This window comes from Bacillota bacterium (assembly GCA_040754315.1).
GTDB lineage: Bacteria > Bacillota > Sulfobacillia > DUSP01 > JBFMCS01 > JBFMCS01.
Window position 1 is genome coordinate 74,672 of sequence record JBFMCS010000014.1, and the last position, 19,130, is coordinate 93,801.

The window sequence follows — 19,130 nt, forward strand, 5'->3', positions numbered from 1 at the left end:
CGTCACCCCTCCGTCCCTAGGTATGCCTTGATGACCTGTGGATGCCGCTGTATGGTCTGGGGCTCTCCCTCGGCGATCCTCTTTCCCGCCTCCAGCGCTATGACTCTGTCAGATATGCCCATGAGCACCTTCATGTTGTGCTCGATGAGGAATACGGTGATCCCCCTTTGCCTGACACTGCGGATCATCTGCATCATCATGGCGGCCTCGTTTGGGTTCATCCCCGCTGTCGGCTCATCCAGGAGAAGTACCGCGGGCTGGTTCGCCAGGGCCCTGGCCAGCTCCAGCCTGCGCTGCTCGCCGTAGGCCAGGTTGGCCGCAACCTCGTGGGTCCGGTCGCCAAGGCCCATGAAGTCCAGGAGCTCCATGGCCCTCTGGACACCCTGACTCTCGCTCTCACTGTGCCTCTTGTTCCTGGCCAGCGCATCAGCAAGGGTGGCCTTTATCTGGCAGTGCATTCCCACGAGGACATTGTCCAAGACCGTCATGGTCCCAAAGAGCCGGATGTTCTGGAAGGTCCTGTTCATGCCCTTCTGGGTTATGAGGTAGGAGGGCAGGCCCCCTATGCTCTCGCCCTGGAATCTGATGCTCCCGCCAGTGGGTTTGTAGACCCCGGTGATCAGGTTGAACACCGTGGTCTTGCCGGAGCCGTTGGGGCCGATCATCCCAAGGATCTCCCCCTCGTTTAGCTGGAAAGAGACCTCCCACACGGCCTTAAGGCCGCCAAAACACTTGCAGAGACCTTCCACCCGGAGTATCTCCATCACCGTTTCACCTGCCCCGATGCGGCTCCCCCGGAAAACAGGGATGCCACCGTTTTCTGAAGAGCCTTCCCGGCGGAGCCAGCCTTCCTGGCGCCTCCCATGGTGCCCAGGAGGCCCTGGGGCCGCCATATCATCAGCGCCACCATGATCAAGCCATTGATGAGCATCCTGTACTCGTAGATGCCTCGGAAGACCTCGGGGATTACCACCAGGATGGCCGCCCCGAGGATTGAGCCGCTAATACTGCCAAGACCCCCCAGGATTATCATCTGGAACATGAGAAGGGACTCGTCCAGCGTGAAGTTCATGGGACCCACGAACTTGAGGTAGTGGGCAAGGAAACTACCGGCCATACCCGCGAAGAGTGCACCGGTGGCGAAGGCTATCACCTTGTAGTACGTGGTGTGGATCCCCATGGCGCTAGCAGCGGTCTCGTCTTCCCTGATGGCTATGAAGGCCCGCCCAACCTTGGAGTTCACCAGCCGGTGGATGGCCAGGACCGTGATGATGAGGGCCGCAAGGAACAGGTAGTAGTAGTGGGTGCCCGTCCGGAAGGTAAATCCCATTATGCTGACGCCAGGGATACCCGGGAGGCCCATAGGTCCCCTGGTCACTGATACCCAGTTGGTGAATACGATGCGGACGATCTCCGCGAAACCGATGGTGACTATGAGCAGGTAGTCACCGGATACACGCAACGTGGGCACACCCAGTATGAGCCCCCAGAGGCAGGCAAAGAGCGCCGACACCACCAGGGCCGGAAGGAAGGGCCAGCCCAGGTTCATGGTGAGCAGCGCCGAGGTGTAGGCCCCGATGCCGTAGAAGGCTGCGTGGCCCAGGGAGAGCTGCCCACAGTAGCCCCCCACCAGGTTGAGTCCCAGAGCCAGTATGCTGTAGAGCATTATCATGTTGATCACTCGGAGGGTGTAGGCGCTATTCACCACTTGGGGGATGGCGAGCACCAAAAGGAAGCATACAAGATAAGCGACGGTGTGCGCCTTGACCTCATGTCTTGGTGCATGGTCGTTCTGCTTCATTGGCTTCACCTACACCTTTTCCGATATTTGCGTGCCCAGGAGGCCTGACGGCTTGAGGATCAGCACGACGATGAGAACGCCGAAGCTGATGGCATCCCTGTAGGCGGAGGATATGAAGCCGGAGCTCATGGCCTCGATAACCCCCAGGAGGATGCCTCCCAGGCAGGCGCCGTAGATGTTGCCCAGTCCCCCAAGGAGCCCTGCTGTGAAGGCCTTCATGGTCCCCAGGAAGCCCATGCCGATGAACACGCTGTTGTAGTACGTGGCAAAGAGGATGCCTGCGGCGACACCCAGGGAAGCCCCGATGGCGTAGACCACGGTGATGATCTTGCTCACCGGTATACCCATGAGCAAGGCCGTGGGAATGCTCTGGGAGACGCACCTAACAGCCATGCCTATCTTGGTCTTCTGTACCGTGATACCTACAACCGTCATGAGAACCAGGGCTATCACGAAGATGGACACGGATAACGTGGAGACACCCACATCCCCTAGGTGTATGAACCTGGAGGGGAGCAGCGAGGGGAAGTGGTAGGTCTTGGTTCCCCACATCAGCTGGGCGCTGTTCCGCAGGATCAGGGCTGCCCCAACAGCGCTGATCATGGGCGCTGCCCTGTGAGCTGCCCTGAGCGGCCTGTAGGCCACCCTCTCAATGCTGGCGCCGATCATGGCCCCGGCCAGCGAAGCCAGCACCACGGTGACAAAGACACTCTGCGTGGCCACTATGAGGGATAGCGCGATGAAGGTGCCCACCATGTACACGTCCCCATGAGCGAAGTTCATCAGCTGCAGTATGCCGTAGATGATGCTGTACCCCACGGCGATCAGCGCGTACACGCTACCTATGGCCAAGCCGTTCACCAGCTGGCTAAGGAAATACTCCAATGCCTTCACCTCCTGTCCGGCCTAGGCCGGTTAAATGCGCTAGTTCCTGTGCTGGTGGGTGAAGTGTTGAATGGGGCGGGCGGCTCCGCTTCTGAAGCGGCCCGGGTCGAAGTCATCCATGGGCAGGGAGGGCCTCTCACCCATCAAGGCCTGGGCAATAAGCTGGCCAATCATGGGAGATATGGCAAATCCATGACCGGCAAAGCCCGTTGCCAGGAACAGCCCAGGCGCCTCCTCGGGTTCCCCAATGATGGGGATGTCGTCAGGGGTGAGATCGAGCACCCCTGCCCAACTGCGTATTACCCTTACCTTGGCCAGGCCCGGCAATACCTCCAGGATGTTCTTGGCGGACCGGAACATCTCTTTCAGTACCGTTTCTTTACCGAAGCCAGATACACCGGGGGGATCCACGTTGCCGATGTAGGCATTGCCGCGGGCCCCCTGGAGGCACACAGCCAGCCCGGTAAGGACCAAGGGCCGCACCATGTACCCAATGGGCTCGGTCACCATTATCTGGTTGGGCACCGCAGTGAGGGGGAGGTCCAGCCCCACCCACTGGGCCATGGGCTTTGCCCAGGGCCCAGCAGCCAGTATCACCTTCTTGGCTGTGACCCTCCCGCGGTTGGTCTCGGCGCCCTGGATCTCCCCCCCGGACGCGAGGAAGCCGTAGACCGGCGTGTGTTCCCGGATTTCGGCTCCCGCCTCCACCGCCATAGCGGCCAGCGCCCGGGTGGCCTTGATGGGATTGGCCTGGGCATCATCCGGGCAGTGAAGCCCTTGCAGGCTCCTTTCTGAGAGAGCCGGGAAGGTCCGCCTTAACAGGGCCCCGGATAATAGTTCGGATCTTACCCCCATATCCACCTGGAGCCTGTGAGCCTTCTCCTGGAGGCTCATCTCCATCTCCGAAAGGGCCACCCAGAGGTATCCCATGTGTCTCATCTCAATATCGTGGCGGTCCTGGATCTGGGCCCACATGCGCAGGCTCTCCCTGGCTATGGGCACCTCCGAGGGATGGCGTCCCAGCTGCCGGATTCCCCCCAGGTTGCGCCCGGATCCCTCCTGAGCCACCTCCGCCTGGTCTACCACCAGGACAGATTTGCCCCGCCTGGCTAGGTGGTAGGCCACGGAGCAACCGGTGGACCCGGCACCGATTACGAGGAAATCCACCTCGCGCTGGCTCCAGGTGACCCCGTCCCGGGGCGCCTGTGACTGAGGCGGAGCCGGGGGCGCAGGACAAGGGGCATCAATCTGCGGAAACCGTGCAAGGGTCTCCACAGTAACGGGCCTCAGGGGCGGGCGAGGGCTGTCGGGGAAGAGAAGCATTGGATGGACGCCCGAGTGCTTCGCCAGGAGGCGCTGCACCGTCCCCCCGCATACCTTCCCCTGGCAGACTCCCATCCCGGCCCTTGTCAGTCTCTTGACCCAGGGAACGCTGGCGGCCCCTGAAGAGATGGCTTCGAGAACCTCAGCCTCAAGAACCTCTTCACAGCGGCACACCAGGGTGCCCCCTTCCTCCCGCTCCCTCATGAGCGATCCTCCCTGGCAGCCGCACGGATGGCCTTCACCAAGCCCTCGCCGGGGGGCTTGAAGTATCCTGCAGTGCTCTTTCTAAGACCAACGGAAGACTCAAGATCCACGAGACCCTCAATGAGCTTGACGGCGCAAGCTCCAGGATTGACCAGAGGGACCTCGCCATCCATTCGAGTGATGCTGTTGGAGGTGAGGATGAAACCCATGTAGCCACACCCGATGAGGATCACCTCGGCTCCGTCCCTGACACACTCCCTGGCGGTCTCGAAGAAGGCCGGCACCAGCACACCATGGGGGTCTGTCATACCCTTCAGGTAGTGCTCCCGGGTAAAGGGCGGCCTCACCGCGCGTACAGGGCGGTAGATGGCCCTGTCCTCAAGCCCGTACAGCCTCACCTGCATGTCCATGTTGGGCACGATCGCATCGTCCACGGTTACCACAGCGAACCGGTATCCCAGGGCCAGCGCTGTCAACATGGCTGCCTCCCCGATCCCAACTACGGGGATGTTCATGACCTCCCTCAAGGCATAGAGCTGGGGGTCAGGGAAGCACCCGAGTATCACACCGTCATAGCCCTGTTCCTCCGCATCCAGCACCTGCTCCACCAGGCATGAGTTGTTCACGAAGTCCCCGTACCTGGACCTCACGTAGTTGGTGGAATGCCCTAGGTGCCGGACCTCGACCTGCGTCCCAGGCCTGGCTACCTTGTCCAGTTCCTGCTGGAGAAATCCCCAGAAGGGGCTGAAGGCCCGAAATCCTGGAATGTTTTCGCTGGTGTTGTTCTGCCAGAGAATTCTCACCTGAATGCGCCTCCCCAGGTCTAGGCCCCGGCAACCTTGCCGCAGGCAGCCACGATGTCATCCACCGTGGGCATAATGTGGTTCTCCAGGGGTTTGCTGAAAGGGGTGGGCACATCCCTGGTGGCCACCCTCAGCACCGGGGCGTCAAGGTAGTCGAAGGCCTCTTCCATGATGATGGCAGTGACTTCCGCGCCGACGCCTCCAAACTTGCAGTCGTCCTCCGCTATCACAACCTTGCCGGTGGCCTTGACGGATTCCAGCAGTGTCTCCCTGTCCAGGGGTGACAGGGTCCTCAGGTCAACCACCTCTGCCTCCACGCCCCTGGCGGAGAGCAACTCCGCGGCCTCCAGTGCCTTGTACACCATTGCTGAGTAGCTCACTATGGTCACATCGGTTCCGCGGCGCTTGACATCGGCCTTGCCCAGGGGGACGATGTAGTCTTCCTCAGGTACATGCCCCTTTGCGGTGAAGTACAGGAAACACTGTTCAAAGAAGATGACCGGGTTCGGGTCTCTTATGGAGGCCTTCAGGAGGCCTTTGGCATCGTAGGGTGTTGCTGGGGTGACGATCTTCAGGCCCGGGATGTGCATGAACATGGCCTCGGGTCTTTCATTGTGCTGCGCGGCGGTGGAACGCCCCAGGGCATTGACAGTCCTGATGACCAGGGGGACCTCTACCTGCCCGCCGCTCATGTAGCGGATCTTGGATATCTGGTTCCATATCTGTTCCATGCAGCAGCCCATGAAAGAGGAGAACATGACCTCTGCCACCGGGCGCATCCCCGTGATGGCGGCCCCCAGGGAAGCCCCCACAAATCCATCCTCGGATATGGGGGTGTCCAGTACCCTTTCGGAACCAAACTCCTCAAGGAGCCCCCGGGTGATCCCAAAGTTGCCGCCTATGAGTCCAATGTCCTCTCCCAGGACGAAAACCCGCTCGTCCCTGGCCATTTCCTCTTTGAGCGCCTCGTTCAAGGCCTGCTGGTAGTTGATCTCTCTCATCTAGTGCACCTCCGCGAACAGGTCGTCGAGTGCTTCCTCTGGCCGAGGGAAGGGACTTTGCCGGGCAAACCTCTCAGCCTCCATGATCTCCTGGACTATGGCTTTGTCCACGGCCTCGAACTCATCGCCGGTAAGCATGCCGGCCCCCAGCATGTAGGTCTTGAGCCCCTCTATGGGGTCCCGGCGCTTGGCTGCCTCAAGGTCGTCCTTGGGCCTGTAGTCCTGCGGGTCTCCCTCCTCATGCCCGCGAGCCCTGGGCGTATCGCAAACCAGCAGGGTAGGCCCTTCTCCCCGGCGTGCCCTGGCCACGACCGCGGCCGCGGCTTGGTGCACCGCCAGGATGTCGCTGCCGTCAACGCTAACCCCAGGCATGCCGTAGGATGAAGCACGCACACTGAGGTCTTCCAGCTTCGTGGACCGCCGCTTGGGCACGGAAATGGCCCACTTGTTGTCCTCGCACACGAATATGGCCGGGAGATCCCACAAGGCGGCCAGGTTCAGGCCCTCGTGAAACGACCCCCTGTTTGTGGCGCCATCCCCGAAGAAGGCCACTGCCACCTGGTCTGTGCCTCTCATCTTGGCTGACAGTGCCGCCCCCACCACGATGGGGATCCCAGACCCGACGATGCCGTTGGACCCCAGGATACCCTTGGAGAAGTCGATGGTGTGCATGGAACCGCCCTTGCCCTTGTTCAATCCTGTCTTGCGCCCCATGAGTTCCGCCAGCATCCTGTCAGAGGGCGCCCCCTTCGCCAGGCAGTGCCCGTGCCCGCGGTGTGTGCCGGCCACATAGTCATCCACCCTCAGGTTGGAGCACACCCCCACGGCCACCGCTTCCTCGCCGATATAGGTGTGGAGCACGCCCCCCATCAGGCCTTCGCTGAAGACCTCAATGGCCTTCTCCTCGAAGCGCCGTATCCGGAGCATGCTCCTGAGCATTTCGAGGCATTTTTCCTTATCCACTGTGGTCACCTCCGTCTCTCTGCCGCTAATCGGTGATTACTGTCACCCTGTAGGCCTCCAGGACCCTTCGAGCCCTCGCCAGGAAGTCTTCACCTGGAGTGGCCATGCCCTCCAGGGCATACTCCCTGCCGAGCCTGGGATACTTGGCCTCCCCCAACCGGTGATAGGCCAGGGGTTCCACACTGATACCAGGGCGGGCGTCCTCCAGGAAGGCACCGAGGGCCTCGAGATCTGCAGTGCTGTCGTTGCACCCTGGCACCAGGGGCACCCGTACCAGCACCTCAACGCTGGTTGCCAGCAGGGCAAGAAGGTTGTCCCTCACCAGCCTGTTCCGCCTGCCTGTGAGCCTGTGGTGAAGTTCGTCATCTACTGCCTTGAGGTCATAGATGACTAGGTCCGCTCCGGTGGCCACATGCCGGAGGTGTTCCTGAGGGGCATACCCTGATGTCTCTATGGCCGTGTGTACCCGAGCGCGGCGGCACACCTCAAGGAAGGCTCTGGAGAACTCCGGCTGGGCCAGGGGCTCACCCCCTGAGAGGGTGACTCCTCCACCGGACCTGTCCCAAAAGGGCCTGTCAACTACGATTTCCTTGAATAGCTCCTCAGGCTCGACGCGCCTCCCCATGAGTCTCACTCCACCCCGGGGACATTCCCTGGCGCATTCACCGCACCCTCGACACCTGGACCTGTCAAGAAACCGCCTCCCCTTCCTGAAGGACACAGCCCCGCTGGGGCAAGCGGTAACACAGCGCCCGCATAGGATGCATTCACCACTGAATAAGGCCACTTCGGGCTCAAAGCGCTGGGATTCGGGGTTGTCACACCAGATGCACTCCAGGGGACACCCCTTTAAGAACACGGTGGTCCTGATCCCTGGGCCATCGTGTATGGCATAGCGCTTGATGTCAAAGATCAGTCCTGATCCCCCGGCTACACTCATACCTCGTGCCCGGTCCTGGAGATGATCTCGTCCTGCACTTCCCTGCTAAGGCTGGCGAAGTAGTCGCTGTAGCCCGCCACCCGGACTATGAGGGATCTGTGGGCTCCTGGGTTCTTCTGAGCCTCCAGCAGTGTCTCCCGGGAAACCACGTTGAACTGGAGGTGGTGCCCCCCCAGGTCAAAGTAGGTCCGGATGAGGTCGGCGAACTTCCTCAACCCCTCCTCACCCTTGAGGGTGCCGGGAGTGAACTTCATGTTTACCAGGGTGCCTGCGCACCTGGCGTGGTCAATCCTCCCCAGGGATCTGAGGACCGCCGTAGGGCCCGAGGTGTCCTTGCCTTGGACCGGCGATATGCCTTCTGAGAGGGGGTCTCCGCATAGCCTGCCATCGGGCGTGGCGGCGGTCCCAGCCCCAAAGGGAATGTGTGTTGTTGTGGGTATCATGTTGGCAGCGTAGGGCGTACCCTCCTGGTTTTGCAGGGCTGACAGCGCCCGGCAGAACATGGCGACCAGCCTGGCCGCGAGGAGATCCACCCTTTCTATACCATTTCCGAACTTGGGTGCCCTGTTCCAGAGGAGATCCCGGACTTCCTCATGCCCCTGGAAGTTGGACTCTAGCACCGGGACCAACTCCTTGAGGGTGATCCTGCGCTGCTCGAAGACAACCCACTGGAGCGCTGCCATGGCATCTGTCACCGTACCCGTTCCCACCCCGCACATCATGGGCAGGTTATACTTGCAGCCTCCTTGATGGAAGTCCCTACCCTTCTTGATGCAGCCCTCCATGACAAGGGATGTGAAGACCACCGGGCAGTGACGGGCAAAGGCAGCCCTAGAAACCTCGTCGTAGATGTGCTTGAGACCCACAACATGCTGGACCTGGCTTTCCAGGGCAGTCCAAAGGGCCTCCATGTCATCTAGGGAGGACGGGGTACCGGTGGGCGGCCCCAGCCTCTTCCCCGTCGTCATGCTTACACCGTCATTCAAGGCCAGTTCCAGGCACTTGGCCAGGTTTATGTAGCCGGAGGAGGCCATGTGGTCGCAACCCTGGGCTACCGGCTCCACACAGCCATTGATCCCGCCGGTCCTGGCATCCTCCAGGGTCTTGCCCTTATCCAGCAGGCTCACCACCCGCTCGTCTTCATTGAACACCGCTGGCATTCCCGTGCCCATGCGAACGACCTCGGCCGTCCTGAGGAGGAAGTCATGACCGGTCTGCCGGCTGATGAGGGCCGAGAGCTGCGGCTGAGGGAGCCTCAGGTCCGCCAGGGCTTCAAGGCACATGAAGGATACGTCATTGGTCCCGTCACTCCCGTCGGCCCGGAGACCCCCGATGTTAAGGTTCTGGAAATCCACATAGGTGTTGCTAGCCTTGGCGGTGCCGCTCTCCTTCACCACTGTGAGCTCGTTGATCTTTACCCACAGGCAGTTGAGGAGCTCCTGTGCCCCTGGACGGTCCAGGTTCCCCTTCTCCAGGTCATCCTGAAGGTAGGGATTGATGTACTGGCAGAAACGTCCCGGGGAAATGGCGTAGGAGTTGCTCTCCAGGTTCAGAATTAGGTGGACAAACCAGAAGGATTGCAGGGCCTCGTGAAATGTCTCGGCAGGGTACTGGGGTACCCTGCGGCACACCCGGGCTATAGACAGCAGTTCATCCCTGCGCCGGGGGTCTCGGCAGCTGCCTGCTACTTCCTCAGCAAGGCTTGCATACCTGTGGGCGAAGGCCACTGAGGCATCAGCCACGACCAGCAAAGCCTCGTAGAAGGCCTTCTTGTCCAAGACGTCCCAGGCACCGTAGTCCAGGGCCCCAATGGCCTCTGAAACCTGCCGTCTTATGCCGCTCATGCCCAGGCGCAGGACCTTCCCGTAGTCCACGGTCAGGTGGCCGATGCTCCGGTTGAGGTAGTAGTGGAAGAAGAGCGCCTCGTCAACGCCCTCCAGGGCTCTAGGGGGGGTTGCCTCGACGATGGCGTCGTAAACCGTGCGACCCCTCCAGTAGGGGAGAACCTTTTCTCGCAACTCTTTTTTGGTCTCAGGGGAGACGTAGAAGGGCGTTTCGGCCCTGGAGGCCAAGGTGTCCAGCTCATCCTCGATCCACTTGGAGTTGAACTCGGGGTAAAGCGGCGAGCCCTTGGGAGAGGGTGTCTTGCACCCGACGATCAGCTCCCCATCTCTTATGAGGATGCTGCCCTTCCTGAGCACGCTATCCAGTGCTGCTGCTCTCCTGGTGGCAGCTGGCTGGCCCTCCGTGGCCATGTATGCCTCCGTCACCAAGAGCGCCCTCTCGGCAAACACCTCGGGCCTGGCAGATATCACGTGATCCCGCAAGGCCTTAACCCTATCCGTCAGCACTGGGGAACCCCCCTCCAGTTATGGTTGACCTTGGTAAAGACGTTGGTCTGACCATGGTAAGGTTCTACGTAATTGCGCAGATTCCTTTTTGTCTTGGCCGCAAAAATCTGAAATGGGAAAGAGGATTAACGAGAATAAAGGGCGAAGTCTTGCCGCGGTCTGACCACACTTCCCAAGAGGCAGGGGAACCCATGGTTGAGATATCGGACCTGAAGAGCAAGAGAAAGCACATCAGAAGCTACCGGGTCATAGTTGAGGAGATTCGCAAGCTCATACGAGAGGGGCAGCTCTCCCCCGGCGATCACCTGCTGCCCGAACGCCAGCTGGCGGAGAAGCTGCAGGTGAGCCGGCCGACCCTCAGGGAAGCCCTGACAGCCCTGGAGTCCATTGGCCTCGTGGAGATCACCCGGAACGGCGCCAAGATCAGCGAGACCAACATGGAGGACCTGGTGGAACCCCTGGCCCTCAGTATCGTGCGGGAGCGCGATAACGTGTTTCACCTCCTGGAGCTCAGGAAGATCCTTGAGATACAGATGGTTCGCCTTGCGGCGGAAAGGGCAACCGACATCGACCTGCTCCGGCTGCGTGAGCTCAATCTCACCATGAAGCACGATATCGAATCCAAGATGCCCAATGACGATTCGGACGTCGCCTTCCACCTGGCCATTGCGGCCTCTACGCGAAACCCGCTGATAACTGATGTCATGACCATGATCTCGGGATTGATGCGGGACTGCTACGGGCCCAGCCGGAAGAAGCTCGTTTCAGACCCCGGGAGAGCCGGGCTGTACGTGCGCCAGCACCTAGACATCTACGAAGCAATAGCCGCGGGAGACCCAGACTTGGCCGAAGAGATGATGAAGGATCACTTCTTTAGCGTGGACCAAGACCTGACCAAGATCATCGAGGAGGAAACCCTAACCGAGGGCGATGGCAGCGGAGGCGTCACCGTCTCTTGATGCTCCTTGCCTCGGCGGCCAGGGAGGGCGAGACCTCCACACCCACTACTCCGGTCTTATCATATGCCTTGGGCCTCACAGACTTCTTTACTATCCCTTCTCCTATCACCTCGCCCTGGCGGTTCACTACAAAGACACCTTCCCCCACCTCGGGAAGGGGCTGGTACTCGTAGGGGAACTCCACTACTGCCCCTTTTCCGTCTTCCCCTGTCAGATCCACTACGAAGATGGCAAGGCCCGGGCACTTGGCAACGCACAGGCCGCATCCCGTGCACTTGTCCACATCCAAGGAAGGCAGGGAGGTTATGGGGGTGCCTACGGTTATGGCTCCCTGCTTGCAGGCGGTTTCACAAGGATTGCAGGGGATTTCCTGGACGCACTCGATCACCGCGACCCTCCTGCCGGGGACTTTGCCACCCGGAGGGTAACCCGGAGAAGCCTCCAGCTCCTCCCAGGATGCCACCCCGTCAAAGGCTTGCCCCTTTGTCATGCCAAGATCCCCTCTCCCTCTAGGATGGCTGCCTTCGCCTGCCTGCGGGCCGCTCCAAAGGGCCCGCTCCGCAGGGCCTCAAGGCGCCCCTGGATGTCCCTGGCCTCAGCGTGGTAGCAGTCATCGCTGATCAAGCCCAGGGACCAGGCGGCGCTGAGACCTGCCAGGCGTCCTTCCTCCATAGCAGTGGATGCCTCTTCCACCCCGGCTACGTCTCCCGCCACGAAGACCCCGGGCACGCTTGTCTCCATCCTCTCGTTGTGGGCAGGGAAGTGCCCTCCCAGAGCGGGAAACCACGCAGCCCGGGAGCCCGCCATGAGGGCAACCTCTATCAAGGGTCTCAGTCCCACTGCAACACAGATGACATCGACCTCCAGGTCCACCTCTGTTCCGGGCACAGGCTTCCAGTCCTTGTCCACCTGGGCAACGGTGGCTCCCTCCACCTGCCTATCACCCCAGGCCCCCAGGATCGTGTGGGATGTCCTGATGGGCACCCCCGCCCTGGCCAGCTTGGCGGCGTGGACCCCGTAACCCCCGATGCGAGGTGCGGCCTCTATCAGCATCTTGACCTCACCGCCCGCCAGGAGCGCCTGGTAAGCAACGATGAGCCCGACATTTCCGGAACCTACCATAAGCATCCTCTTTCCCGGAAGGACCATGTGGACGTTCATCATGGTCTGGGCAGCGCCAGCCCCCATCACGCCGGGGAGAGTCCACCCGGGGAAGTAGAGGTTGTTCTCGTTTGCCCCGGTAGCCACAATGGCCCGCTGGGCCATGACCAGCAGGGGCTCCCCTCTGGTCACCGCGAAGAGCGTGTTGCCGTCACAGATGCCCTGTACCACCGTGTCCAGGAGGATTTCCACCCCAAGCCCTTGGGCCTCGGCCAGCATCTGCCTGCCGATGTCGAAGCCCCGGACACCAGCCAGGTGCTCCCGCGAGCCGAAGAACTTGTGAATCTGCTTATAGAGCTGCCCGCCGGGTTCCAACTGCTCATCCATGACCAGCACCTGGGCACCCTTGCGGGCAGCTTCGACAGATGCCGCCAGGCCTGCCGGCCCTGCTCCCACTACGGCGATCTGGACTTCACGCATGGTCATCACCGCATTTCTCCAGCCCCATTTGGGTTCTCACATCCATGCCGTCCCTGGCCGGGGTGACACAGGTCCTAACGTTAGAAACCCCGTCAACTATCATCACACAGTCAGTACACCTGCCAATAGCGCAGAAAACACCTCTTGGCTCCCCCCGGAGGGCAGTCTTGCGAAGCGCAAGGAATCCAGCGGCCATGAGGGCGGCTGCCACAGGCTCCCCCTCTAGGGCCGGGATCTCACGGCCGTCCCACCTGATGGTTATGGGTTTGCCCTTCTTGACTTCGAGGATAGGGTGTTGAGAGACTCTCAATTCGGCTCGGCGCCTCCTTATCAACATCAACAGTGAATGGCCTTCCCGTTGAAAAGCCCCATGCACTCCTTCACGGATTCGGAGACTGTAGGATGCGGGTGGATAAGGGTGGCCATTTCCTCGTAGGTAGCCTCCAGGGAAATCGCGGCAGTCACTCCGGCCACCATCTCGGTGACCGCAGGCCCAACCATGTGGACCCCCAGGATCTCGCCGGTCCTGGCCTCGCAGATGACCTTGATGAACCCGTCGGGCAATCCCATGGTCATTGCCCTGCCGTTCCTGCTCAGAGGGAAGCGGGCGACGGATATGTCCCTGCCCTTGGCAGCCGCTTCCTCAGTCAGGCCTACACAAGCCACCTCGGGGTGAAGGAACACACACCTGGGCACTGCCCTGTAGTTCATGCGGCTGGGAAGGCCCAGCGCGTTCTCCGCAGCAACCTGGCCCTCCTCCATGGCGACGTGGGCCAGCATGTAGTTGCCCGCCACATCCCCGACGGCAAAGGCGCCAGGGCGCTCCGTGCGCATGCTCGCATCCACCTTCAAAAAACCCTTGTTGTGGGTGGGTATGCCCTGGGGAGGCCTCGGCCGCCTGCCCACCGCCAGGAGGACGCTCCGGGCGTGCAGCACCTCACTGCCCCCGGTCCCCCCTAGCTCGACAGCAAGGCCCTTTGCCCCTGTCTTGATGCTCAGGAGCTGGGTTTTCGTGCGGACCTCTACCCCCTGTCGTCCTAGCAGGAAGGCAGTGGCATCCCCCACCTCTTTGTCCTCCAGGGGCAGGAGGTGTTCCACAAGTTCCACTACGGTAACCCTTGAGCCCAGGGCCGCGAAGAGCCCCGCATACTCCAGCCCTACCGCCCCGCCCCCCACTACCACGATGCTCTCCGGGATCTCCTCCAGGTCCAGGATATTATCGCTAGTGTATACCCCGGGGAGATTTACCCCTTCCACAGGTGGCACCATTGGCTCGGAGCCTGTGGCTATAATGAGCGAGGTATAGCTGATGGTATCTGTCCCCTGGCCCATTTCCACAGCCACTATGGCTCGCCCTGGCTCCAGGGCTCCCCTGCCCCGCACAAGCACAACGCCCTTTTCCTCCAGGAGCCTCTCCACTCCAGCCTTTAGGGACGACACCACATCATTCTTCCTGGCCACCATCTTCGGGAAGTCCGGGGCAACACCCTGGTTTTTCACACCGTAAGCCTGGGCGGTCCTGGCGATGTCCAGGACGTGAGCGCTCTCCAGCATGGCCTTGGTGGGAATACAGCCCCTGTTGAGGCAGGTCCCGCCGATGTCCCTCTCTTCCACCAGGCAGACACTGGCGCCCAAGGCCCTGGCCCTCAGGGCCGCGCTGTATCCTCCGGGTCCACCCCCAAGTACCACTACGCCTGTGTCCAAGGAGTTCACTCCTTTTCGCTAGAGCATCAAAGCGGGATTCTCCAAGAAGCCCTTGACAGTGCGGAGGAACCGGGCTGCTGTGGCTCCATCCACGCTCCTGTGATCCGCACTTAGGGTAAGCCTCATTGCCGGGACGAACCGCACCCCTTCCGGCGCTGGCCTGGCAACCTGGGCCACACGACCCACCGCCAGGATGGCGCTCTGGGGAGGGTTGAGCACAGCCGTGAAGGCATCGACCCCCAGCATTCCCATGTTCGATACGGTGAAGGTTCCGCCCGCAAAGTCATCAGGCATGAGACGGCCTTCTCGAGCCCTCTCCACCAAGTCCCGGCTGAAGGCGGCTATCTCCCTAAGGGACATGGTCTCGGCCTTGTGTACCACGGGAACCAGGAGTCCTCGTTCCGTATCCACAGCCAGGCCCACGTTGGCGTGCTGGTACACGCGGATCTCCCCGTCCTCGATGGTAGAGTTCACCTCCCTGTGGGCGCACAGGGCCTTGGAGCAGGCCATGACAATCACGTCGGTGATGCTGATCCTGACCGCGCCAGCGCTGGTCTTGAGGTCCTCCCTCAGCTGCAGCGTGTGTGTGGCCTCCACTTCCATCTCAACGTAGTAGTGGGGAGCCGAACGGAAACTCTCCGCCAGCCTTTCCGCGGTAACCCGGCGCGCTGCCGTCATTTCGATCACCTCATAGCCGCTTTCGGGGAACGCCTTTACTGGCTGAACTGTCTCCTCGCCTTGTCTTGCCCTGATAACGTCCTCCTTTGTTATCCGGCCGCCAGGTCCCGTACCCTGGACCCTGCTGAGGTCTACCCCCATCTCATCCGCGATCCTCCTGGCAAGGGGCGATGCCTTGATCTCTTCCCTCACAACCTTCGCCGCGGGGAGCCCAGGGGTCACCGGCCCGGGCTCCGGGGCCTTCTTCCCGCCAGGAACGGGTGGCAGGTCCAGGTTGGAGAGGTCTTCCCCCTCAGTGGCAATAACGGCGATGGTGGTACCCACCGGGACCGTCTCGCCCGCAGGGAACACCACCCTGCCCAGCACGCCAGACACCGGCACCTCGATCTCAATGGTGACCTTCTCCGTCTCTACCACTAGAAGGGGGGCGCCCTTCTCGACAGTGTCCCCCTCCTCTAACAGCCACTTCGCGATCTTCCCTTTTGACATGGTGAGTCCCAGCTGTGGCATTACCACGTTCTTAATCAAGCCTGACCCTCCCATCGCCGCGCATCGGATTCTTACCACTGGTCATTCCGTGGTCTTACCATCCTTCGCCGCAGCCCGCCGTTTTCCTCCTGGCCCAGCCAGTTCGGGAACACAATGGCCCGGCCCCGGCTTCTTTGTGCCTGCCTCCAAGTCTCAGGGCGGGCCTCTAATGGCAGGTAAAGGTCATTTGAGGGGGAAAGCCTGCCTGGCAGTACCCCCCCCGTCTACTACCATTACGCTACTAGGATGTGGGAGGCCTCATCCGAGGCGAGGAAGCCCACGGCCTGGGCCACCTCGGTAGTCATCCCCAACCTCCTGGCGGGTATGTAGCGTGAGGTCTCCTCCAGCATGCCGGCTTTGGTTAAATTGCCCACCACTTGGCCAGTATTCATGACTCAGGTGCTACCGCGTTTACACGGATACCCATGGGTCCGAGTTCAAAGGCCATGGCCCGGGTCAAGAGGTTGACCGCGCCCTTTGAAGCGCAGTATGCGGAGCGGTTCTCGAAACCAAGGGACCCGGAGATGGAACTGGCGTTGATGATGCAACCCCTGCCTCGCCTGGACATTCCCTTTGCTGCTTCCCTGCTCAGGCAGAACACGGCCTTCACGTTGGTCGCCAGGGTCTCCTCCAGGTCCTCGCCGGTGGTCTCCAGGAATGGCTTTCTTAGGACTATGCCCGCGTTGTTCACCAGTACCTCCAGGGTCCCAGCCCTTTTTTGCTTCCTCCACTAGATGCGCCGCCTCCGCCGCTTCGGTGAGATCGGCCTGGAGCACCAGGGCATCCCCTCCCCTCTCCTTTACCATGGCCTTGGTAACTCCAGCCCCTGCTTCATCTCGACAGTAGTGCATGATTACCATGGTCCCGGGCTGGGCCAGGACACCGGCGATGGCTTGGCCCAGGCCCTTGGAGGCCCCCGTTACCAGAAGCACCCTGGACAAGTCTTCTTTCCCCTTCTCCGCCCCTGGACTCCCTCGCCATGCGACAAGCCCCGGGGCGGTGTTCCCGCCTGTGTCCAGTCCCTCCAATAAAGCGTGTTTCCACGGAACCTCACGCAAAACCATCCCAGGGAGTGCCTGTGGGTGGTAAGGATGTGGCACTCCCCCTGACTGCCCGGAGATTCTCCGGACGGCGCCCGGGCCCTCCGGGGGCTCCCGTCCAGGGCCTTGCCACAGGGTCTCCTGAGGACAGAGAATCGCCCCCCTGTCATCCCGGGGGGCAGGTACAAGACCCATCGGGCCTCTTAATCTACTCCGTGCTTAGCCTGACCCCGTAGTGGGCTTCAGCCTCGTTGACGATCCCCCTCATACTCTGGGCAACGCCAGGCTCTATGGGCTCGACCTGGTAGGTCTTGTAGATGCGCTCGGCCTCTTCATAGGCCCTCTCCGTGAAGTCCTTCCCGCCTTCCGCCAGCCAGGACTCGCGGTTCTGCCGGTTAATCAGCTTGTTCATGGATAGCTCTTTCCGGAAGTTCTTGTAGGTGTGCTCATGACTCACGAACTCACCAGCGGCGCCTACCTGCCTGATGACCTCTAGAGCCAGAGTCTCCTCATTCACAGTGATCCCTGTGACGACTTCCTTGATCATGCGAGCTATCTCGTTATCCATTACCAGCTTGGCGTAGTCGAAGGTGATGCCCTGGCCCAACATTCCCAGGCCGTAGACGATGTTTACACCCGCGAGGGCAGCCACTAGGCCTGTGAGGGTCGTCTCGTGAGTTGCCTGGGCATCAGGAATGTGGCTGTCAGCCTACCCGCCCGCGGCCCAGCTGGGCAGGTTATAGTATTGTGCCATCCTCGCAGTGGCGGCGCTAAACAGTGCCAGCTGGGCGCTTCCCACCGGTGAGGTGGTATGCCGCAGGTCGAAGGCCAAGGATGACGAGCCATAGATCACGGGGTGCCCCTTGCGGGCCAGCTGGGCCAGCACTATGCTGGAGAGGAGCTCCGCGTTCTGGATCACGATGCCTCCCGCCAGGGTCACCGGGGCAGTGGCTCCCGTCATGCACATGTCTATGAAGAGGCAGGGGGCGCCCGCCCGGGAAGCCTCGATGATCACCCCGGTCACATCGGGGTTAAGTATCAAGGGGCTGTTAGGGCATATTGTGGCGCTGTAGATGGGCCTTTCAGCGAACTTGTCCCTGCCACCGGCAATCGCTGAGGCCAGTTCGATTATCTTCCGGGCATTATAGGGGTTACCGGAGCCAATGAAGCTATGCTTGGTTGTGTTGTGGAAGATGGCCTCGGCATTGTGTATGTGCTGGACCTCACCTGGCACGTCATTAGCGCCCACTGGTCTCTCCAAAACGGATATCTGGTCCATGGAATCGCACATACGAGTGGCGTTAGCCACGTCTTTCTTGGTTGTCCTCCGGCGCTTCCTCGTGAAGACATCGATAATGTCCACGGCTTCCCCGAAATTGGTGAAGACCACGTTCTTCCCAGACTTCAGCCAGATGTCGTCCTCCGTCTTTCTCCCAGCTAGAAGAATGGCACTGGGAGCATACCGCACTGCGTCCTCCACAAGATATGGCGGGATCTTCACGAGACTGCTCTTTGTGTCGATCCTGCATCCCCCGCCGTGGTAGATCTCCTGGGCCTCCTTATCCAGCACCCTCACTCCCACACCGTTGAGCACCTCCAGGGTGGCACAGTGTATGAGGTGCACCTCGTCATCGGTGAGGAAGTTGAGGGAAATGCCATCCAGGGACCCAAAGCCCGCCCTCATACCGGTTATCATCGCATCCTCTCCTAGTGGCGTATTCTGGGAAGCCTGCCTGGCAAAGACAGCCATCCCATCCGGAGACAGTGGTTACCGTCACGTCACTGGTCCCCTGACCAGAGGGCCATTTCCTGTGGCTCTCACCTCCTTGATGCAGGTATTCTTGGTGGCCCTTCCAGCGTCCTTCAAACCCAGGGTTCTATCCTCAGGGAAACGGCTCTTAGAGAAACCCTTGGAACTCAGGTAGGATTCCCGGGCCTTGGGGAAGGGGCGTGTAGCCTTGGCGCCCAGCCGGTTGACAGGAAAAGGCCTCAAATACCACGGGATGGCGAGCCTTCACCAAGGTCAGAAGGGCCCCTGACCTTCCAGGTGCTCCGGGCGACAGGCGTGCAGGGTTCGAGCTATTGTGTTCGAGAAGGATAGGGAACTGGTGGGGTACGCCCTAATCATCCCTTGCTGGAGCAACGAACGCCAGAAGGACGTCCTCTGGATAGATGAGTTCTATGTGGTCCCCGAGTGGCGGAACAGGGGCACCGGTTCTGCCTTCTTTGAGCACCTGGGCACCAGCGAGGCCGGAAGGGCTTATTCCCTGGAGATTGAGACCTACCCGTGGAACCAGAGGGCCCTGGCCCTCTACAGGAACCTGGGGTTCACAGGCAAAGGGCGGGTTCTTCTCGAAAAGACGCTTTGA

At 61.0% G+C, this 19,130-nt stretch carries 17 protein-coding genes and 2 pseudogenes; 2 read left to right on the forward strand and 17 right to left on the reverse strand.

Features of this window, described 5'->3' with window-relative positions; translation table 11 throughout:
• Positions 1–2 precede the first annotated feature (2 nt).
• From AB1576_02800 to AB1576_02840, 9 genes are read right to left on the reverse strand one after another with little or no spacing between them, the layout of a single operon-like run.
• A complete protein-coding gene (locus tag AB1576_02800; GenBank protein ID MEW6080721.1) occupies positions 3–764 on the reverse strand; it encodes an ABC transporter ATP-binding protein in 762 nt (253 codons plus the stop codon).
• Complete coding sequence (locus AB1576_02805) at positions 764–1,801, reverse strand: branched-chain amino acid ABC transporter permease (GenBank protein ID MEW6080722.1); 1,038 nt, start codon at positions 1,799–1,801, stop codon at positions 764–766. The genes AB1576_02800 and AB1576_02805 overlap by 1 nt, the downstream gene beginning before the upstream one ends.
• 9 nt (positions 1,802–1,810) lie before the next feature.
• Positions 1,811–2,686: a branched-chain amino acid ABC transporter permease gene (locus tag AB1576_02810; GenBank protein ID MEW6080723.1), complete on the reverse strand. Its 876-nt coding sequence runs from the start codon at positions 2,684–2,686 to the stop codon at positions 1,811–1,813.
• A 39-nt stretch (positions 2,687–2,725) separates the two neighbouring features.
• Positions 2,726–4,213, reverse strand: coding sequence for an FAD-dependent oxidoreductase (locus AB1576_02815; protein MEW6080724.1), 1,488 nt, complete (start codon positions 4,211–4,213; stop codon positions 2,726–2,728).
• Positions 4,210–5,016, reverse strand: coding sequence for an aspartate/glutamate racemase family protein (locus tag AB1576_02820; GenBank protein MEW6080725.1), 807 nt, complete (start codon positions 5,014–5,016; stop codon positions 4,210–4,212). Before AB1576_02820 ends, AB1576_02815 begins: the two co-directional genes overlap by 4 nt.
• A gap of 20 nt (positions 5,017–5,036) precedes the next feature.
• Positions 5,037–6,017 carry an alpha-ketoacid dehydrogenase subunit beta gene (locus AB1576_02825; GenBank protein MEW6080726.1) on the reverse strand — a complete coding sequence of 327 codons (981 nt, stop codon included), beginning with the start codon at positions 6,015–6,017 and terminating at the stop codon, positions 5,037–5,039.
• Positions 6,018–6,956, reverse strand: a complete 939-nt coding sequence (locus AB1576_02830) for a thiamine pyrophosphate-dependent dehydrogenase E1 component subunit alpha (GenBank protein ID MEW6080727.1) — start codon at positions 6,954–6,956, stop codon at positions 6,018–6,020.
• Between the two features lie 49 nt (positions 6,957–7,005).
• Positions 7,006–7,920 carry a glycyl-radical enzyme activating protein gene (locus AB1576_02835; GenBank protein ID MEW6080728.1) on the reverse strand — a complete coding sequence of 305 codons (915 nt, stop codon included), beginning with the start codon at positions 7,918–7,920 and terminating at the stop codon, positions 7,006–7,008.
• Positions 7,917–10,271 carry a glycyl radical protein gene (locus AB1576_02840; protein ID MEW6080729.1) on the reverse strand — a complete coding sequence of 785 codons (2,355 nt, stop codon included), beginning with the start codon at positions 10,269–10,271 and terminating at the stop codon, positions 7,917–7,919. The genes AB1576_02835 and AB1576_02840 overlap by 4 nt, the downstream gene beginning before the upstream one ends.
• Before the next feature lie 191 nt (positions 10,272–10,462).
• On the opposite strand from AB1576_02840, the gene AB1576_02845 reads away from it, so the two are divergent.
• Complete coding sequence (locus tag AB1576_02845) at positions 10,463–11,230, forward strand: FadR/GntR family transcriptional regulator (GenBank protein MEW6080730.1); 768 nt, start codon at positions 10,463–10,465, stop codon at positions 11,228–11,230.
• Here the strand turns inward: AB1576_02845 and AB1576_02850 are convergent.
• From AB1576_02850 to AB1576_02885, 8 genes and pseudogenes are all read right to left on the reverse strand, one after another.
• Entirely contained in the window at positions 11,217–11,720 is a 504-nt protein-coding gene (locus AB1576_02850; protein MEW6080731.1) for a 4Fe-4S binding protein, read from the reverse strand. The two genes, AB1576_02845 and AB1576_02850, sit on opposite strands and share 14 nt — an antisense overlap.
• Positions 11,717–12,817: an NAD(P)/FAD-dependent oxidoreductase gene (locus AB1576_02855; GenBank protein ID MEW6080732.1), complete on the reverse strand. Its 1,101-nt coding sequence runs from the start codon at positions 12,815–12,817 to the stop codon at positions 11,717–11,719. The genes AB1576_02850 and AB1576_02855 overlap by 4 nt, the downstream gene beginning before the upstream one ends.
• Positions 12,804–13,121 carry a (2Fe-2S)-binding protein gene (locus AB1576_02860; protein ID MEW6080733.1) on the reverse strand — a complete coding sequence of 106 codons (318 nt, stop codon included), beginning with the start codon at positions 13,119–13,121 and terminating at the stop codon, positions 12,804–12,806. Before AB1576_02860 ends, AB1576_02855 begins: the two co-directional genes overlap by 14 nt.
• Positions 13,122–13,147: 26 nt before the next feature.
• Entirely contained in the window at positions 13,148–14,515 is a 1,368-nt protein-coding gene (gene lpdA / locus AB1576_02865) for a dihydrolipoyl dehydrogenase (protein ID MEW6080734.1), read from the reverse strand.
• Between the two features lie 18 nt (positions 14,516–14,533).
• Positions 14,534–15,721 carry a dihydrolipoamide acetyltransferase family protein gene (locus tag AB1576_02870; protein MEW6080735.1) on the reverse strand — a complete coding sequence of 396 codons (1,188 nt, stop codon included), beginning with the start codon at positions 15,719–15,721 and terminating at the stop codon, positions 14,534–14,536.
• 233 nt (positions 15,722–15,954) lie between these two features.
• Complete coding sequence (locus AB1576_02875; protein ID MEW6080736.1) at positions 15,955–16,113, reverse strand: hypothetical protein; 159 nt, start codon at positions 16,111–16,113, stop codon at positions 15,955–15,957.
• A pseudogene (locus tag AB1576_02880) lies at positions 16,110–16,956 on the reverse strand (SDR family NAD(P)-dependent oxidoreductase). The gene AB1576_02875 and the pseudogene AB1576_02880 overlap by 4 nt, the downstream one beginning before the upstream one ends.
• 13 nt (positions 16,957–16,969) lie before the next feature.
• Positions 16,970–18,511: pseudogene (locus AB1576_02885) on the reverse strand (trimethylamine methyltransferase family protein).
• Between the two features lie 334 nt (positions 18,512–18,845).
• Here AB1576_02885 and AB1576_02890 point away from each other — a divergent pair.
• Positions 18,846–19,130: a GNAT family N-acetyltransferase gene (locus AB1576_02890; protein MEW6080737.1), complete on the forward strand. Its 285-nt coding sequence runs from the start codon at positions 18,846–18,848 to the stop codon at positions 19,128–19,130.

What these genes read in the sequence shown, in the direction of transcription:
- AB1576_02850 (MEW6080731.1), bottom strand. Translation starts at nt 11,720, where the DNA reads ATGACAAAGGGGCAAGCCTTTGACGGGGTGGCATCCTGGGAGGAGCTG.
- AB1576_02825 (MEW6080726.1), bottom strand. Translation starts at nt 6,017, where the DNA reads ATGAGAGAGATCAACTACCAGCAGGCCTTGAACGAGGCGCTCAAAGAG.
- AB1576_02835 (MEW6080728.1), bottom strand. Translation starts at nt 7,920, where the DNA reads ATGAGTGTAGCCGGGGGATCAGGACTGATCTTTGACATCAAGCGCTAT.
- AB1576_02855 (MEW6080732.1), bottom strand. Translation starts at nt 12,817, where the DNA reads ATGACCATGCGTGAAGTCCAGATCGCCGTAGTGGGAGCAGGGCCGGCA.
- AB1576_02800 (MEW6080721.1), bottom strand. Translation starts at nt 764, where the DNA reads ATGGAGATACTCCGGGTGGAAGGTCTCTGCAAGTGTTTTGGCGGCCTT.
- AB1576_02830 (MEW6080727.1), bottom strand. Translation starts at nt 6,956, where the DNA reads ATGCTCAGGAGCATGCTCCGGATACGGCGCTTCGAGGAGAAGGCCATT.
- AB1576_02875 (MEW6080736.1), bottom strand. Translation starts at nt 16,113, where the DNA reads ATGAATACTGGCCAAGTGGTGGGCAATTTAACCAAAGCCGGCATGCTG.
- AB1576_02815 (MEW6080724.1), bottom strand. Translation starts at nt 4,213, where the DNA reads ATGAGGGAGCGGGAGGAAGGGGGCACCCTGGTGTGCCGCTGTGAAGAG.
- AB1576_02805 (MEW6080722.1), bottom strand. Translation starts at nt 1,801, where the DNA reads ATGAAGCAGAACGACCATGCACCAAGACATGAGGTCAAGGCGCACACC.
- AB1576_02845 (MEW6080730.1), top strand. Translation starts at nt 10,463, where the DNA reads ATGGTTGAGATATCGGACCTGAAGAGCAAGAGAAAGCACATCAGAAGC.